Annotated in this window: 13 protein-coding genes and 8 tRNA genes; 6 read left to right on the top strand and 15 right to left on the bottom strand. The window is 49.1% G+C overall.

Translation table 11 applies throughout. The annotated features are described in order from the left end of the window. Positions 1-13: 13 nt before the first annotated feature. Positions 14-2527, bottom strand: a complete 2514-nt coding sequence (locus G535_RS0110455) for an ABC transporter permease (RefSeq protein ID WP_034728045.1) — start codon at positions 2525-2527, stop codon at positions 14-16. Then, complete coding sequence (locus G535_RS0110450; RefSeq protein WP_026862006.1) at positions 2517-3197, bottom strand: ABC transporter ATP-binding protein; 681 nt, start codon at positions 3195-3197, stop codon at positions 2517-2519. The genes G535_RS0110455 and G535_RS0110450 overlap by 11 nt, the downstream gene beginning before the upstream one ends. A gap of 2 nt (positions 3198-3199) precedes the next feature. Between G535_RS0110450 and G535_RS0110445 the strand changes: the two genes are divergently transcribed. Continuing rightward, positions 3200-3850: an arylesterase gene (locus tag G535_RS0110445; protein ID WP_026862005.1), complete on the top strand. Its 651-nt coding sequence runs from the start codon at positions 3200-3202 to the stop codon at positions 3848-3850. Between the two features lie 39 nt (positions 3851-3889). On the opposite strand, the gene G535_RS0110440 is transcribed toward G535_RS0110445, so the two are convergent. The 9 genes from G535_RS0110440 to gltX all read right to left on the bottom strand — a co-directional run bounded on the left by G535_RS0110440 (position 3890) and on the right by gltX (position 9206). Further along, positions 3890-4159, bottom strand: coding sequence for a hypothetical protein (locus G535_RS0110440; protein ID WP_026862004.1), 270 nt, complete (start codon positions 4157-4159; stop codon positions 3890-3892). Between the two features lie 70 nt (positions 4160-4229). After that, positions 4230-4961 carry a hypothetical protein gene (locus G535_RS13940; RefSeq protein ID WP_126775138.1) on the bottom strand — a complete coding sequence of 244 codons (732 nt, stop codon included), beginning with the start codon at positions 4959-4961 and terminating at the stop codon, positions 4230-4232. A gap of 262 nt (positions 4962-5223) precedes the next feature. Further along, positions 5224-5299 (bottom strand) — tRNA-Glu (locus G535_RS0110430). 123 nt (positions 5300-5422) lie between these two features. Continuing rightward, positions 5423-5498 (bottom strand) — tRNA-Glu (locus tag G535_RS0110425). Between the two features lie 24 nt (positions 5499-5522). Beyond that, a tRNA-Glu gene (locus G535_RS0110420) sits at positions 5523-5598 on the bottom strand. Positions 5599-5626: 28 nt separating this feature from the next. Beyond that, positions 5627-5702, bottom strand: a tRNA-Ala gene (locus G535_RS0110415). Positions 5703-5829: 127 nt separating this feature from the next. Beyond that, a complete protein-coding gene (locus G535_RS13935; protein WP_084616848.1) occupies positions 5830-7101 on the bottom strand; it encodes a sensor domain-containing diguanylate cyclase in 1272 nt (423 codons plus the stop codon). A 52-nt stretch (positions 7102-7153) separates the two neighbouring features. Beyond that, the gene (gene can, locus G535_RS0110405) at positions 7154-7783 is read right to left on the bottom strand and encodes a carbonate dehydratase (RefSeq protein ID WP_026862002.1); all 630 of its coding nucleotides are present in this window, start codon (positions 7781-7783) and stop codon (positions 7154-7156) included. A 10-nt stretch (positions 7784-7793) separates the two neighbouring features. After that, positions 7794-9206 (bottom strand): glutamate--tRNA ligase, encoded by a 1413-nt coding sequence (gene gltX / locus G535_RS0110400; RefSeq protein WP_026862001.1) that lies wholly within the window; start codon positions 9204-9206, stop codon positions 7794-7796. Between the two features lie 203 nt (positions 9207-9409). On the opposite strand from gltX, the gene G535_RS0110395 reads away from it, so the two are divergent. Further along, positions 9410-9485 (top strand) — tRNA-Val (locus G535_RS0110395). A gap of 28 nt (positions 9486-9513) precedes the next feature. Beyond that, positions 9514-9589, top strand: a tRNA-Val gene (locus tag G535_RS0110390). A 124-nt stretch (positions 9590-9713) separates the two neighbouring features. Here G535_RS0110390 and G535_RS0110380 read toward each other — a convergent pair. From G535_RS0110380 to G535_RS0110370, 3 genes are read right to left on the bottom strand one after another with little or no spacing between them, the layout of a single operon-like run. Further along, positions 9714-10181 carry a DUF2919 family protein gene (locus G535_RS0110380; protein WP_051207139.1) on the bottom strand — a complete coding sequence of 156 codons (468 nt, stop codon included), beginning with the start codon at positions 10179-10181 and terminating at the stop codon, positions 9714-9716. Between the two features lie 3 nt (positions 10182-10184). Further along, complete coding sequence (gene uvrB / locus G535_RS0110375; protein ID WP_026861999.1) at positions 10185-12209, bottom strand: excinuclease ABC subunit UvrB; 2025 nt, start codon at positions 12207-12209, stop codon at positions 10185-10187. Then, positions 12209-13567, bottom strand: coding sequence for an MATE family efflux transporter (locus tag G535_RS0110370; RefSeq protein WP_026861998.1), 1359 nt, complete (start codon positions 13565-13567; stop codon positions 12209-12211). The genes uvrB and G535_RS0110370 overlap by 1 nt, the downstream gene beginning before the upstream one ends. 259 nt (positions 13568-13826) lie before the next feature. On the opposite strand from G535_RS0110370, the gene G535_RS0110365 reads away from it, so the two are divergent. The 3 genes from G535_RS0110365 (at position 13827) to G535_RS0110355 (ending at position 15716) form a co-directional block, all read left to right on the top strand. Next, complete coding sequence (locus G535_RS0110365) at positions 13827-15011, top strand: pyridoxal phosphate-dependent aminotransferase (RefSeq protein WP_026861997.1); 1185 nt, start codon at positions 13827-13829, stop codon at positions 15009-15011. Positions 15012-15532: 521 nt separating this feature from the next. Continuing rightward, a tRNA-Asn gene (locus G535_RS0110360) sits at positions 15533-15609 on the top strand. 30 nt (positions 15610-15639) lie between these two features. Next, positions 15640-15716, top strand: a tRNA-Asn gene (locus G535_RS0110355). A gap of 15 nt (positions 15717-15731) precedes the next feature. Here G535_RS0110355 and G535_RS13470 read toward each other — a convergent pair. Further along, the gene (locus G535_RS13470; RefSeq protein WP_051207137.1) at positions 15732-16805 is read right to left on the bottom strand and encodes an MJ1255/VC2487 family glycosyltransferase; all 1074 of its coding nucleotides are present in this window, start codon (positions 16803-16805) and stop codon (positions 15732-15734) included. Between the last annotated feature and the right edge of the window lie 12 nt (positions 16806-16817).

Below are 16817 nucleotides of genomic sequence, written 5' to 3'. Positions count from 1 at the left end.
GGTGAGCCGCCCCTTACGCGAGGCGGCGGATCAACTGTGCGGTATTCCGTCGAATCAAACGCGTACAAGCAAGACGTCCCATGCTGCCAACCACCAAGGCCCCAGCTAAAGGCCCCACCAACCAGAAGCGCCAATGCAAGGTCGCCTCTAATTCAAAGACTTGCGTTTGTAAGATCCATAGCGACAACTCCATTGCCAAAGTAGCAATGACGCCACTAATCGCGCCTAGAATGACAAATTCGTAGGTTACGCTACGTCGTAGGAGTTTTGCCGGCGCACCAAGAGTACGCAGTATCACCAGCTCTTTTTCACGTTCCTCTAGCGAGGCTTGAACTTGCGCGAGTAAGACTAAAATACCCGCCAGAATCACCAACACCAACACAAACAAAATCGCTAAACTGACCTGTGCTATCACCTCACGTAACTGATCGATAATGGCATCGAGATCGATCAGCGACACTTGCGGAAACGGCCGAAACAGTTCATAAAGTTCGCTTTTACGTTCCTGCGGTAAGTTAAAGCTCGAGATATAGGTCGCGGGGAATTCAGAAAGCGTTGCCGTATTAAAGATCATAAAGAAATTCGGCTGCATCGAACTCCAATTCACTTCACGAATGCTAGTCACGGGTACAGTAAAGACCTCACCACCGATATTAAAGGTCAGCTCATCGCCCAGCGTTAGCCGCAGACGCTCTGCCACGCCACTTTCAATGGAGACTTGTGGCTTGGGATCTTCCTCCCACCATTGGCCCGCACTAATGGTGTTGTTCGGTGGCAAGGTATCGCGCCAGGTTAATGACAATTCACGGCCAAAACCTTCCCGCTGCTCACTCTGTGGCGCTTGCTCCGACTCACGCTCTTCCTTGGTCACTTCATCGACCACAGGCACAGCATTGACCGCTGTCATCCGCCCCGGCACCACCGGATACATATCGTTGGCTTCAATATCGCGTTCGGCGAAGCGCTGTTGTAACGCAGGCACATCACTTTGCGCGACATTCACCAAGAAATAGTTTGGCGCATCATCAGGCAACTGGCGTTGCCAGTCTTCGAGCAAGTCATAGCGCAACGCCAATACCAACAACAACAGCATAATTGCCGTGGAAAAGCTCAGCATTTGTACGCTGTTCGCTTGCGCGCGACGTTGCAAGCCGGCCATGGCAAGACGCCACGCACTGCCCGCTTGCATCCCAGCTTGACGACTGGCCTTGATGAACACGCGGCTAATCAACAGCAGGACTGCCGCCGCCACCGCGCCGCCAACAAAGAGCGCTGTCGCTAATAAGCCTTGACCGCTGTAGAGCCATAGCAGCGCATAGATAGTGCCGCCAGAGGCCAACCAATGCAGCCAACGCCAACGTTCAGCACCGCCCAATTGTCGATTAAGCACCCGTAACGGCGGTACATCAATCAACCGCAATAGCGGGTACAAGGTGAACATCACCGCACACAGCAAGCCAGTACCGGCAGCAAGCCCAACGCCGCGCAGGGAGCCCTCAGGCAAAGTTACCCCGAGGTGGTTGCCAACCCAAGCAATAACGACGGCTTGGAGCAGCCAGCCCAACAGCAAGCCAATGCCAATGCTCAAGCTGGTTAACAACAGTAAATGTAAGATGAATATTTTCTGAATCTTACGACGCTCAGCGCCCAACGTTTTGAGGATAGCCACGACATCGTAGTTCCGCTGACAGTAGCGTTGCGCCGCAACAGCGACCGCCGTAGCCGCGAGTACCACCCCAAGCAAACTTGCCAACAGCATAAAGCGTTCAGCCCGCTGTAAACTGCGGGCCAGTGGCGAATCACCATCTTCAACACTGCGCCAATTGTGCGTGTCTTCGTTTAACTGAGGCGTCAACCAGGCTTCATAATCGGCCAGGTCATCGCTCGCGCCGGCATAAAGAATGTTGTAGCGTACGCGGCTACCGGGTTGAATCAAACCGGTCCCCTGTAGCTCGCTGTAGTTAATCAATACATTAGGACTGTCGGTGAAGACCGAGAAGCCGACATCAGGCTCATAGGTCAGCACCCGGGTTATCTCAAAGCGGCTGTCCCCCACCTCGATGGTGTCCCCCACCTGCAACCCTAGCTCTTGAAACAGCGCCGCCGCTACCCAAGCTTCGCCTGCAGCAGGAATACCCTGCGCCACACGTTCATCGCCATAAGGCTGATCAGCAATCAACAACTCACCGCGTAACGGATAGCCAGCTGACACGGCTTTGACATCGACCAACGCCAGTTGCTCATTGGCAAACGCCATCGAGTTAAACACCACACGTTGCGCGGTTTGCAGCTCACTCGCTTGCGCTTTGTCGAGCCATTCTTGAGGCACATCACGACGTGAGCTTAACACCCGATCGGCGGCAAGAAACTCAGCGCTTCGGGCGGTTAAACCGCCCTGTAGGCGTTCGGTAAATAGCGCCAAGGATAAAACCGCAGTCACCGACAGCACAATGGCCGCCGCCATTATGGTCAGTTCACCACGACGTAGTTCTTGCTTGAGTAATCGCCACGAAATACTAGCCCACATCGCCAGTCACCTCGGTCAGTTGCCCACCGTCCATGCGGAACACCCGTTGGCAGCGCTTTGCCAGTGCATTGTCATGCGTCACCATCACTAAGGTGGTACCCGAGGCTTGATTCATCTCAAACAACAAATCTTCGATTTTGCCGCCCGTCGCGGCATCGAGATTCCCCGTCGGCTCATCCGCAAACAAAATTTTGGGTGTGCCGACAAAGGCACGTGCAATAGCAACCCGCTGCTGCTCACCACCGGATAACTGGTTTGGGTAATGCTGCACCCGCTCTTGCAAGCCCACTTTTGTTAGCAGTTCACGCGCCTGCTGTTCGGCAGCCTTGTTGCCCGCAAGTTCGGCGGGCAACATCACGTTTTCCAACGCCGTAAGGCTTGGTACCAATAAGAACGATTGAAAGATGAAGCCGACTTTGTCCGCACGAACTTTCGCCCGCTGTTCTTCATCCAAATCACCTAAATTTACGTTATCTATGGAAACATCTCCGCTACTGGCAAGGTCTAAACCTGCAAGTAAACCCAGTAAGGTCGATTTCCCAGAACCGGAAGCGCCGACAATGGCTACGGTTTCACCGGCGGTAATTTGTAAGTCAGTGGGGTGTAAAATGTGTAAAATACCCTCACTAGTTTCAACATTTTTCGTTAATTGAGTGGTTTGAATCAGCATCTATGAAAAATTTCCTTATCAAATTCGCATGGCTTTTTATCGTCGTTGTTCTTATACGTCCAGCCTATGCAAATGTCTCACTGGTCGTATTAGGTGACAGTTTAAGTGCCGGTTACGGCATGTCAGCCAAAGAGTCATGGGTAGGCATCCTACAGCAACGCTGGCAGGAGACCCACCCTTCCGTCACCCTAATTAATGCCAGCATCAGCGGCGACACCACCCAAGGCGCATTAAACCGTCTCGATGGTGTGCTTCGTTCGCACGCACCAGATGCGGTATTTATTGAGCTTGGTGGTAATGATGGTCTACGTGGTTTCACGCCAACGACGATCAGTTCTAATTTGTTACAAATCATCAATCGCTTGCAAGACGATAGTATCAAAGTTGCGGTGAGTCAGATAAGAATTCCGCCCAACTACGGCCGTCGCTACAGCGACATGTTCTCGGCTATCTTTCCAGAGATTACTGAAGAAACGGATACTTTATTGATCCCCTTCTTCATGGAACAGATCGCGACTCAGCCGGAATTAATGCAAAACGACGGTATTCATCCGAATCGTGAAGCGCAGGAAAAAATTGCAGATATTATGGAGCCGCATTTGTTGCAGCTGATTGGCAAACTAAACAATAGAACTAGAGAACGTAAAAACTAACCTTTACGATCAATGCGTATTTGATGACATATTACTTTTTCAAGTTACACTTACGGAAAACGGAACTAACTGCATTGACCTCATGAGATCAGTAACGATATCAACAAGTATCATCTTGCTCATTCCAGCATGCTTTCTTATAGATAATGTAATACTGCGAAAAGTACGACCTACATTTATATTTTTTGTTTTAATAACAGGTTCGCCCATATTTTCCTCAAACCGCTCCTTAAGAATTGAAAGAACCTGTTTCAACTCTTCTTCAGAGGCAGAACCGCTATCAATTTCTACGTTGTAAAAATCCGTCATAAATTGCTCGCCGCCTATCTAACTAATTAAACACCAACTTTATAATTGGGACAGTATATTTTATGTACCCTTAATTCTGACGAAAGTGTTTCATGACCTTGTAAGTTAACGACGCATTTGAGACGTCTATAACCTCAAACATCGCGCCTTTGAACCCTATAAGCTTATCGTCTTTAATGTCAAATGAGACGGATTGAGTAAATGCAGGCCTAGCAAGACCACCGATATACTCACGGTACTCAAAATTCACCAAAGTTCCAGCTCTTCCTGTAAAGATAAACTCTTGCCGAAAATCACCGCGCTCCGTGGTTTCTATGTCAGTAAAACTATATGTTGGTACGAAAGGCAAAAGTTCTAATGCAGTAGAATAATTATCAATAAACAAGCCGTGTTGCATATCTGGGTTATTTGGCACAAATATCCCGCCGTCAACAAAAATGTCAGTATTAGATGCTGAAACTTTCTGTCTAACTTTGTTATCCGCTCCGAAAAAACGACCGGTGCGATTTTGACCAACTAATGGCAATACACTTGGTGATATTTCGTAAGAATTTACGAATCCATTATACGTTCCGTCGAACTTCACGGCCTCCTTTAACTCTATTGCTGGTCTCACTGTTACATCAAAACTTTCTAATACGGGGTCTCCCGGAGAGATTGAAGATACCTTACTAATAGCGGGATTATTCTGTTGTTGATTACTCGTCAAATATTGAGAATTTCTATCAATAACGATTTTTTCTCCCGTAGATGCACAGCCAACAAGGAGCAGGGCCCCCAAATAAACGAGATAGTTTTTCATAAAAAGCCTCATACCCAGCATTTAAAAATAGTTTTCACAGAGCGTTAATTAAATGTCAGGCTACAAAATCGCTAAAGTAATACTTATTGTCAAGGGGAAAGGTGCGAGTCAAAATTATATCTGAGGTTGAAGTCATACTTTAAGAGATAGTCCGCCAAGCGGATACGAATAAATCATAAGCCGCGCAATACGTAACTGGTTTACGAACAACTTTTACATAGATGTAAGATGCCGATAAAAAGGCAAAGAAAATATCAAAAGATGGCGTCCCCTAGGGGATTCGAACCCCTGTTACCGCCGTGAAAGGGCGGTGTCCTAGGCCTCTAGACGAAGGGGACCCTGGACTGGTTGTCATTCACTCGACGAGCGAACAACTTTTAATGCAGATTTGTATGCTTTGTTTTGGCTCTGGCTCTACGCTAAACAAGCAGCAAGCAACCAACAACATGCAACAAAAGATATGGCGTCCCCTAGGGGATTCGAACCCCTGTTACCGCCGTGAAAGGGCGGTGTCCTAGGCCTCTAGACGAAGGGGACCCCGGACAATGCTGTGAAATGAAGTGGCGTCCCCTAGGGGATTCGAACCCCTGTTACCGCCGTGAAAGGGCGGTGTCCTAGGCCTCTAGACGAAGGGGACGCATTCTTTTCACTACTATCAGACACTTTGGTGGAGCTAAGCGGGATCGAACCGCTGACCTCCTGCGTGCAAGGCAGGCGCTCTCCCAGCTGAGCTATAGCCCCAAGTGCTTCAGTGCCCTGACAGCGGGGCGAATTCTATGGTAATTCGTTGCTAACCGTCAACCCTTTTTTTCAGCAAAATGTTTTGTTTGCCGAAAAATAAGACAGGTTGCACAAAAGGTCGTCAATTTTAACCTTTTTTGCTACAACAACCGCTTACAAAGCGTACCTGATTGCGCCCGCGCTCTTTAGCATCATAAAGCTGTCGATCGGCAAGCTCAAGTCGCGCGCTAAGATTTGTTGGATCATTTTGTGCAAACCACGCCCCTCCGCCACTGATGGTGACTTGCATGGTCGCGTCATCAATAGCAAAGGTTTGCGCCGCAACCGCACAACGAATACGTTCAGCGACCGCTTCTGCCTGTTTTGGCGTGACATCGGTCAGTACCACTAAAAACTCTTCGCCACCATAACGTCCAACGCGATCATTCGGACGCACCGATTGCTGAATTTGCAAGGCGACGGTGCGCAAAACTAAATCACCATGTAAATGGCCGTAGGTATCGTTCACTTTCTTGAAGAAGTCGATATCAAACATCAATACAGCAGTATCATGTTGCACGTCGCTTTGCAGTTGTTGCTGTAAAAACTCCATGATGGCGCCACGATTCAACACGCCCGTTAACGCATCGCGCGACGCTTTATCCTGCAATTGTTCATTAGCTGCCAGCAACCGCTGATTTAAGTCGACAATATGTTGGTACAGTCGACTTTTTTCAATCAAGTGCGCCACCTGCGAGGCAATATAAAGAAAAACCTCTTGGTGTAAGTGCTGGTAAGTCCCCTTCTCGCGACTCGAGAAAAATAAGAATCCGACCGGCTTGCCATCCGCTAACAATGGACAGGTGAGACTCGAACGAATGCCCTCATTAACAATACGTTGGGTCGACTCCGAGTTGGGGTGTTCCGCAAGATAGGCTTCAAGATCATTCAAAATACGCGGTTTTCCGCTGGCCACAATGTCCGCCAAGCTCGAGCCTGCTAACGGCGCACTATAACCTGGGGTAATTTCGGGCTGATTGTCGTAGGTAAACTTCGCCCAATAGGCAGTTACAGTCTGCTGATCACTGTCAATCAGCGCACAACCAATACGATCGTAGGGGATCACATCACGAAAGAACGTGTAGATACGCGCCAAAATATCATCCAGCAACACGGCGCGATTCAGTTCCGTACTGATTTTTAACAGCTGCAATAACTCATCAAAGCGCGCATTTAACCAAAGCCCTAGTTGCTCTAGTTCTACACCGAGATCATCCAACGCTTCAGCAACCTCGACACTATCTCTTACATCATCAGTCTGACGTAACGTCTCGAGTTGTTCTTGCAGTCCTTCGGTAAATGAATGACGGCGTACATCCACGAGCCCCGCCGACGAACTTCCTTGGTCCTTTGACGACATTCCCTACTCCACATGCGTAAAGCGACGATGCTGCCGTTGCGGCAGCATCCAATTATTCCCCGAAATGATAGATCCGTTCTAACGACTCTCGGTCACGTACCGTTACTTCCATGTCACGCACTAAACCATCCTCAAGACTGTATACCCAACCGTGAATCGCTAACGGTTGGCCGCGATCCCAAGCATTTTGGATAATGGTGGTCTTTGCTAGGTTACGTACCTGTTCAATCACATTCAACTCGCACAGACGATCAATCCGCGCTTTGTCGTCCAACGCTTCAAGTTCATCATGATTCTCACGATAAATATCTTTGATTGGATACAGCCAATGATCCACCAAGCCATGTGAGCAATTTTCGGTTGCTGCACGCACACCACCACAACCGTAGTGTCCGACGACCAAAATATGCTTCACTTTCAACGCATCAACGGCATATTGCACGACTGACAAACAATTGAAGTCGGTTTGAATCACTTGATTTGCCACATTGCGATGCACAAACAGCTCACCAGGCGCCATATCCACCACTTGGTTTGCAGGAACACGGCTATCGGAGCAGCCAATCCACAAGTATTCCGGGTTTTGTTGTGCCACAAGATCCGCGAAAAATTGCGGATCTTGTTCAACTTGGCGCTGTGCCCATTCTTTGTTGTTCGCGATCAGTTGACGAACTTTTGCCATAGCAGCTTTCCTATTGTTGTGCTTGTTCGCGTTCCATAATATAGGAAATAGCTCGGGCGATACGTCCTACCACTTGCTCTTGCTCGATAAGTTCAAGCGTCACGTCAAGTGAAGGCGAGTTACCAGAACCCGTAACCGCGACCCGTAATGGCATACCTACTTTACCCATGCCCACGTCAAGATCAGCCGCAGCGGCTTGAATCGCGCCTTGAATCGCTTCGGCATGCCACTCGGTTAATGAGGCCAGACGATCTTGCACCACTTCCAACGCTTCCCGGGCCACTGGGCGTAAATGCTTTTTCGCCGCAGCTTCGTCAAACGCTTCATATTCTTCATAGAAATAACGCGCCGAGCTTGCCATTTCTTTTAAGGTTTTCACGCGGTCAGCCAATAAAGGAATGATTTTCTCAAGCGCAGGGCCTTTGCTCACGTCAATGGCTTGGTCAGTAAAGTGCCACTGCAAGTAGCTCGCCACTTCTGCCACCGGCAGTGATTTCATATAGTGCTGGTTCAGCCAGTTTAACTTTTCAGTGTTGAAGGCTGACGCTGCTTTATTGACGTCATCTAATTTAAACAGCTGCACCATTTCATCGACGCTGAAGATTTCCTGATCGCCATGCGACCAACCCAAACGTACTAAATAGTTCAGGACTGCTTGTGGTAAATAGCCGTCATCACGGTACTGCATTACGCTCACCGCACCATGACGCTTCGACAGTTTCTTACCATCGTCGCCGAGAATCATCGCAACGTGCGCATATTCAGGTACTGGCGCACCTAAGGCTTGCAAGATATTAATCTGGCGCGGCGTGTTGTTAATATGATCTTCACCACGCACCACATGGGTAATGCCCATCTCCCAGTCGTCAATCACGACACAGAAGTTATAGGTAGGCGTACCGTCACTACGGGCAATAATCAAATCATCCAATTCGGTATTGGCAAACTCAATGGGGCCACGAATATGGTCATTGAATTTCACTGAACCTTCTTGCGGGTTGCGAAAACGAATCACATAACGGTCGCCACTCGCATTTGGGTTATCACGGCAGTGGCCGTCATAGCGCGGCTTTTCACCATTCGCCATTTGTTCTTCACGCATTTGCTCAAGACGCTCGGTCGAGCAATAGCATTTGTAAGCTTTATCTTCGGCAAGCAACTGGTCAATGTACTGCTGATAGCGGTCAAAGCGTTTGGTTTGGTAAAAAGGACCCTCGTCCCAGTTCAATCCTAACCATTCCATGCCTTCTAAAATGGCATCAATGGCCGGCTGCGTTGAACGCTCACGATCCGTATCTTCAATTCGCAACACAAATTTTCCACCGGCTGCTTTCGCAACCAACCATGAATAAAGTGCTGTACGCGCACCTCCAACGTGGAGGTAACCGGTTGGGCTAGGGGCAAAACGAGTGACTACCGTCATAATAGTTGCATTCTCCGCATCATTCGGGTTATTTTGCACGTAGTTTATCAATAACCAACGGTCCTCGCACCATTGGTTTTGGCCTGAATTGAACGATTCACCAGCGATTCGGTGAAAAAGACAGCAGTCAGTTCAATTGCCTAAGATTTTCTGTTGACAGTATTGTGAAGGGCCCTATAATACGCCCCGCAACGCAGAGAAATGGATGGTTAGCTCAGTTGGGAGAGCACCGCCCTTACAAGGCGGGGGTCACTGGTTCGAGCCCAGTACCATCCACCACTCTACATTATCTCTGCAGACCGACCCTGGATGGTTAGCTCAGTTGGGAGAGCACCGCCCTTACAAGGCGGGGGTCACTGGTTCGAGCCCAGTACCATCCACCACTTCTTTTGTTACTCGCTGCTTGTTCCTTGCTGCTTGTCAAAACCAAAACCAAAGTCCAAACCAACGTATTGGTTGTCTTTTTGTTTTTTCAAACAACAAGCAACAAACAACCAGCAACGCCTTTTAACCAGCTACGAGCTGGAAGAAACGCTTCAAATGCCGCGAATACAACAACAACCACAGCACCACCAACCAACTAAACAACAGTAATGCCTTCACAAAAGCGAAATGTGGCCAGTTCGACGCAATAATGCTGCCCAGTAAAACGCCATCGGCCAGCCAACTTAACCACAGCAGTAACGGCGCCACCTTGGCAACCCGAGCTACCCAACTTGGAATTTCCTCACGAATTTGGGTAAGCATCACCAATACCAAGAGCGCCGGCGCTCCTACAGCAAGCGCTAGCACGAATTGCTCGGTATTGGCGTAAAAAAACTGCAGCATGCGGCTGCGATCTTCGACAAAGGTTAACGAAATCACCCACGCCGCATAGCCCCGTAAGAACAACAGTAAGATAAAGAACAATGCGAGCGGCGTACGTACGACACCTTCAGCCGTAAGATAGCGCTCGTCACCAGGTTGTAATTGCATACCCTACCCTAGTAATTTCAGGCGTTCACGGAGTTTGGCAACGTCATCACGAAGTTGCGCTGCCTTCTCAAACTCGAGGTCCTGTGCCGCTTGGTACATCTGCTTCTCGGTTTTCTCAAGAACTTTCATAATGGCGACAGGATCATTGAGATCCACGTTGTATTTGGCTTCCGCTTCGGCCACAGCTTTACGTGCTTCATACGAAGAGCGCCGTTGACGTGCACCACCGAGATCCATGACATCGGTAACGCGCTTTTTCAATCCTTGCGGGGTAATGCCATGCGCTTCGTTATGGGCAATCTGCTTCGCCCGACGGCGTTCAGTTTCATCCATCGCCCGCTGCATCGAACCGGTGATCTTATCCGCGTACAAAATGGCTTTACCATTCACGTTCCGCGCCGCGCGACCTATGGTCTGAATTAAGGAACGGTCTGAACGTAAGAAGCCTTCTTTGTCGGCATCGAGAATTGCCACCAAGCCGACTTCTGGCATATCCAAGCCTTCACGCAACAAGTTAATGCCGACCAGTACATCAAATTCGCCTAAACGTAAGTCGCGAATAATTTCCATCCGCTCCACCGTATCGATATCCGAGTGCAAGTAACGTACTTTAATGCCGTGTTCATCAAGGTAATCACTCAGATCTTCGGCCATTTTCTTGGTCAAAGTGGTGGCCAACACACGCTCATTTTGCGCGACACGGGCATGCACTTCCGACATTAAATCATCGACCTGCGTCGCCACCGGCCGTATTTCAATCACAGGATCGATCAAGCCCGTCGGTCGCACGACTTGCTCCACCACTTCGCCCGAAGATTTTTCTAACTCATATTTACCCGGTGTTGCCGACACATAAATGGTTTGCGGCGCAATGGCCTCAAACTCATCAAATTTAAGGGGGCGGTTGTCCAATGCCGAAGGCAAACGAAAACCATAATTCACCAAGTTTTCTTTCCGCGACCGATCGCCTTTATACATGGCGCCGACTTGCGAGACCGTCACGTGCGACTCATCAATGATTAATAAGGCATCGTCCGGTAAGTAATCCAATAAGGTTGGTGGTGGCTCGCCCGGTGCACGCCCTGACAAATAACGCGAGTAGTTCTCGATACCTGAGCAGTAGCCCAGTTCCAACATCATCTCGATATCGTACTGGGTGCGCTGACTAATGCGTTGTTCTTCAATCAGTTTGTTGGCATCCAACAACTGTTGCTTACGCTCTTTAAGCTCGTCTTTAATGTGTTCGACAGCTTTAAGTAGCGTTTCGCGCGGCGTCACGTAGTGGGTTTTCGGGTAGATGGTCGCACGCGCCACATCCGCTTGGGTAATTTGCCCCGTCAGCGGCTCAAAAAAACTGATGCGATCAATTTCATCATCAAAGAGTTCAACGCGTACCGCCATTTCATCCGACTCCGCAGGGAAGATATCAATCACTTCACCGCGAACACGGTAGGTTCCCCGCTCGAAGGCGGCATCATTACGTTTGTACTGAAGTTGTGCCAAACGACGCAACACATCCCGCTGGTCAATAATGTCACCGCGGCGTAGATGCAACATCATTTGCATATAAGATTCCGGATCACCCAAACCGTAAATACAGGAGACCGAAGCAACCAGCACGACGTCGCGACGCTCCATTAACGCCTTGGTGGCCGACAAGCGCATTTGCTCGATATGATCGTTAATCGAAGCATCCTTCTCAATAAAGGTATCCGTGGTCGGCACATAGGCTTCGGGTTGGTAATAGTCATAGTACGACACAAAATACTCGACCGCGTTATTCGGAAAGAACTCTTTCATTTCGCCGTACAGCTGCGCGGCCAGGGTTTTATTATGGGCAAGAATCAGTGTGGGCCGTTGCACCTTGTTGATCACATTGGCCATGGTAAAGGTTTTCCCTGAGCCAGTTACCCCCAACAAGGTTTGATGTGCCAGACCGGCCTCAAGGTTATCCACCAATTGCTCAATTGCTTTCGGTTGATCGCCGGCAGGTTGGTAGTCCGACACTAACTCAAATGCACGCGCCATCAGGCGACCTCCTCTTGCCACTCTTTCGCTAAATGCTGCTTAAACCAACGCCATGCAATCCACGCGGTGATACCGTTGGCGATAACCCCACCGATAAACAAACCAGGAATATCAGCAAGCAGCGCACCAAGATAACTTAGCGGCACAAACATCACGAACAACCGTACCACACTCAACCACAGCGCTGACATTGGCGCATGCATGGCGTTAAAGCTGGAATTGGTCAAAATGATAATGCCTTGGACCCCATAGCCCAACGGCATGATATAGATAAACAAACGGATCAACCAAGCGACCTCAGGATCGTCAGTGAAGACCGTTGCCACCCATGGCGCTACGAGTACCAAGACGATATAGATCGCAAATTGAATCATTAAAATAGCTCGCGTTGCAGTCAGATAGGCATCTTGCACGCGTTGATACTTCATCGCCCCAAGGTTTTGGCTGATCAAGGGCGGTAAACTCATCGACAAGGCTAAGATAATCACACTCGCCAGCGACTCGATACGCGAGCCCACGCCAAAGGCGGCGACGGCAGGCGCACCATAGCCAGCAATAATTGCAGTCATCACCGCCATTGCGATGGGCGTCAGCATATTCGCGCCTGCCGCAGGAATACCAATATTCAGCAACTCTTTCGCAGAACGCAGTGGATGTGCATTGGCTGGTATTTTGAAACGAATCAAACCTTTGTACCACAAGTACCAAAGCACTAAGACAGTACCAATGGCCCAACTGATCAAACTCGCCAGAGCGGCACCTTTGACCCCCATGGCAGGAATAGGACCGATACCGAAGATCAAAATGGGATCAAAAATCGCGTTTAATAAGCCACCTGAAGCCATGATTAGTGATGGCGTACGGGTATCGCCGGCGGCGCGTAACACGGCATTACCGACCATTGGCATAACCAACAAGGTAGCGCCAGCAAACCATACATACATATAGTCATGCACTAACGGCATTAAGCGTGGTTGGGCGCGTAGCAAGCTGAAAATGGGGTCCATTAAGACAAAACCGATCAGCGACAGCACCGCCACCAACAAGGCTGACACGGCCAGCGCAACGACACCGTCAAAACGCGCTTCGTCTTCTTTACCAGCACCGCGTTTGCGCGCCAGCACCGCTGAAGTACCGATTCCTAAGCCAATGGCAAGACTCACCACACTAAAGGTGACCGGAAAGGTAAAACTCACGGCAGCGAGCGGATCGGTGCCCAGTAAGCCTACAAAAAAAGTATCGACGACGTTGAAACTGATCAGCGTTAGCACCCCAATCACTACCGGCCAAGTCATTTGCCAGAGCGTTGTGGGAATAGGATCGTTAACAAGTGATTTTGCCGATACAGCTGAGGCCATGATAATTCCTACGTTTGTACACAAATCGGTGCCACTTTCGATACTAAAGTAAGTACCGTTCAAGGCGGCAATAGTTATGAATGCTTCTGCGGCTTGCGAGCGAGCGCTCTAGTGTATCGGAATTCTGAAATTGAAGCCACGAAAGCACATTATTTTGCGCTTAGATCCTACAAGGATCGTGGACAATAATCCTTGAGGATCATATAGTACGCCTCATCTTGTTACCCTTAGGCTTCAATCAGATCCACAGGAAAATGCCGTGAACTATCCATTGTCCGATCGTGTTAATGCCATCCAACCCTCTCCTACCCTTGCTGTCTCACAAAAAGCAGCCGAATTACGTGCCGCTGGTCATGATGTGATCGGGCTGGGTGTTGGCGAGCCGGATTTTGATACTCCTGAATTCATCAAAACTGCAGCGAAAGCTGCGATTGATGCAGGCTACACCAAATACACTGCTGTTGATGGTATTGTGCCATTGAAACAAGCAGTGATTAACAAGTTTAAGCGTGACAATCAATTGGAGTATGCTCTGAACGAGATCTTGATCTCGGCTGGCGGCAAACACAGCATTTTCAATTTGCTTAGCGCGTGGTTGAACCCAGGCGATGAAGTAGTGATCCCTGCACCTTATTGGGTGTCTTATCCTGACATGGCCAAGTTAGTGGGTGCAGAGCCGAAGTTTATTCAAGCAGGTATCGATCAGCGTTATAAGATCACCCCAGCACAATTGGCCGAAGCCATTACACCTAAGACCCGCTTGTTATTCTTGAACAGCCCTTCGAACCCTACGGGTACGGCGTATAGCCTTGAAGAGTTGAAGGCCCTTGCCGAAGTATTGCGTGCGCATCCGCAAGTGTTGATTGCTACCGACGATATGTACGAGCATATTTTGTGGGCAGATTTCCCGTTTGCCAACATCGCAATGGCTGCGCCTGATCTTCGGGATCGTATCGTGGTGCTCTCAGGTGTTTCGAAAGCCTATTCAATGACGGGCTGGCGTATTGGTTATGCCGCGGGTCCTGCACCTTTGATTGCAGCAATGAAAAAAATGCAATCACAAAGTACCTCAAACCCAGCCAGCATTAGCCAATATGCTGCGCTAGCGGCACTTGAAGGTGACCAAAGCTGCATTACCGACATGGTCAAAGCCTTTAAACAGCGTCACGACTACTTGGTTGACGCGCTGAACCAAATTCCAGGCATGCGCTGCATTGCTGGTGATGGCACTTTCTATACCTTTGCCAACATTGAAGAAATGATGGCAAGCAAAGGTTTCGCTACCGATGTCGAATGGTGTGAAGCCGTGCTTGGTGAAGTCAAAGTTGCACTTGTGCCAGGCTCTGCCTTTGGTGCACCGGGTCATTGTCGCTTCTCATTTGCGACCAGCCTCGACACCCTTAAAGAAGCCGTTGCCCGTATCGCCAAATTTGCCAGCAACTAATCGTTGCCAAAACGTTCAGCGATTGATCTTACAACAACCACCCAGAAACATTTGTTTTTGGGTGGTTGTCAAGTCAAATTTTAAGCGAATGAGCGAAGAAATACACAAGTAACGGTCATTTGTAATGCAGTTTTAAGATTTCGTAAAATAAATTCATCTCATATCAACGATTTATTGTAACCGATTGATTTTAATGAAGAAATAAATTAACTGTTACTTTTTAATCAACCCCAAAATCGCGCGCTACCTACCGCCATTTAAGGCTTCTCACAGTTCTACCCACAAGGTTATCCACAGAATTTGTGAATAAGATCGGCAACCCCAACAACCACGCGAGTTTGCCCTCACTGTGGATAACCACAGAGGTATTTTGGCTATGCTTTTCGTCATAGTTCTGTCACCGTTCCATGCTTGACAAAACTTATTTTGCGTCGCTTGCACATAAAACGCGCAAACAAGCTTTTTAGCTATTGACAGGTGCTGCGCGCATCATTAACATTCGCATCCGTTGTTTGATGAGTTCCCCAGTAGCTCAGTTGGTTAGAGCGGTGGACTGTTAATCCATGTGTCGTTGGTTCGAATCCAACCTGGGGAGCCAACTCATCACAACAACATGCTTCAAAGCGATTCCCCAGTAGCTCAGTTGGTTAGAGCGGTGGACTGTTAATCCATGTGTCGTTGGTTCGAATCCAACCTGGGGAGCCACTTCTTAGCGGAGACTCATCCGCGCTGTAAACGCAAATCACTCCGTAATAAATCTTTGTAATCTGCGACATCCGCTTGACGCCACAGCCGTCGACCTAATTCACTTATGTTTTCAGTTGCGCCAGCCGCTAACCACGCTGCCAGTTCCTCGGCTACATTAGGCCAAAAACATTGATGCCGTTCGCCCTTTGCGAACCATGCTTGTAAACCCTCTTCAGAAAGCTCTGTAAGCTGCGTAGCTAGCCCTAACTCTGCTAGACAACGGGCATTAGCCAGTTGCTCAAATTGTCCCGCAAGCGGCCGTACCAGCAGTTTTTTGCCATATGCCAGAGCTTCACACGCCGTTTCAAAGCCCGCATTACTGATCACCCCTTCTGCGCGAACAAAATGTTCGGCAAACTTCGTTCGCGACGGCGGGTAATAATCGATGCCAGCCAAGGTCTGACGTTTCGCATCTGGGTGAAACACACTAAAGCGGTAGTGCGGAAACTTCACCAATAAGCGGTGCACACTAATCAACGACTCAAACGGCAGGTAAACCAAGAAATGATCTTTTTCAGCTTGTTGCGCTGTGGTGCGATGATGCACGATTGGCGGCAGTACATGTTGGCCGTCTGCAATCCAGTGCATGCCGACAACATCGGTCACCGGTGCGAACCAACGGATCATCTGTTGGTACATCCACGGCAAACGCAACGATTGGGTATGGTGATAAAAGGCGTATTGGCGCCCCATCCCTATACAACGTACCTTTTGTCGCCGAGCCGCCCACGCCACCACTGGCTCATAGTCGGTCACGACCAAATCGTAGCTGCTAAGATCAAGCGCTTTCACATCGCGCCAAAATTGTTTCCACTGGTTTTGTCGTAAGGTTGCTCCCAAATCAATGCGGCCGTTTCGCACCGCAAATGATAAGCCTTGACGCCATTGCCATTGTGGAAACGATTCCATATCAAAAAAATGTTCTGGCGCGCGACCAGAAATCAAGTAATCCACCTCAACGTCGTGTTGCATTAAGGCTTCGGACAACGCGCTGCAGCGACTCAAATGGCCGTTCCCTGTACCTTGAACACCAAGTAAAATGCGCATCGGCAACTCCTT

It is taken from the genome of Pseudidiomarina sediminum DSM 21906 (assembly GCF_000423165.1).
Classification (GTDB): Bacteria; Pseudomonadota; Gammaproteobacteria; order Enterobacterales; family Alteromonadaceae; genus Pseudidiomarina; species Pseudidiomarina sediminum.
Note: the sequence above shows the minus strand (reverse complement) of the source record. Positions and strands in the feature narration are given on the sequence as shown.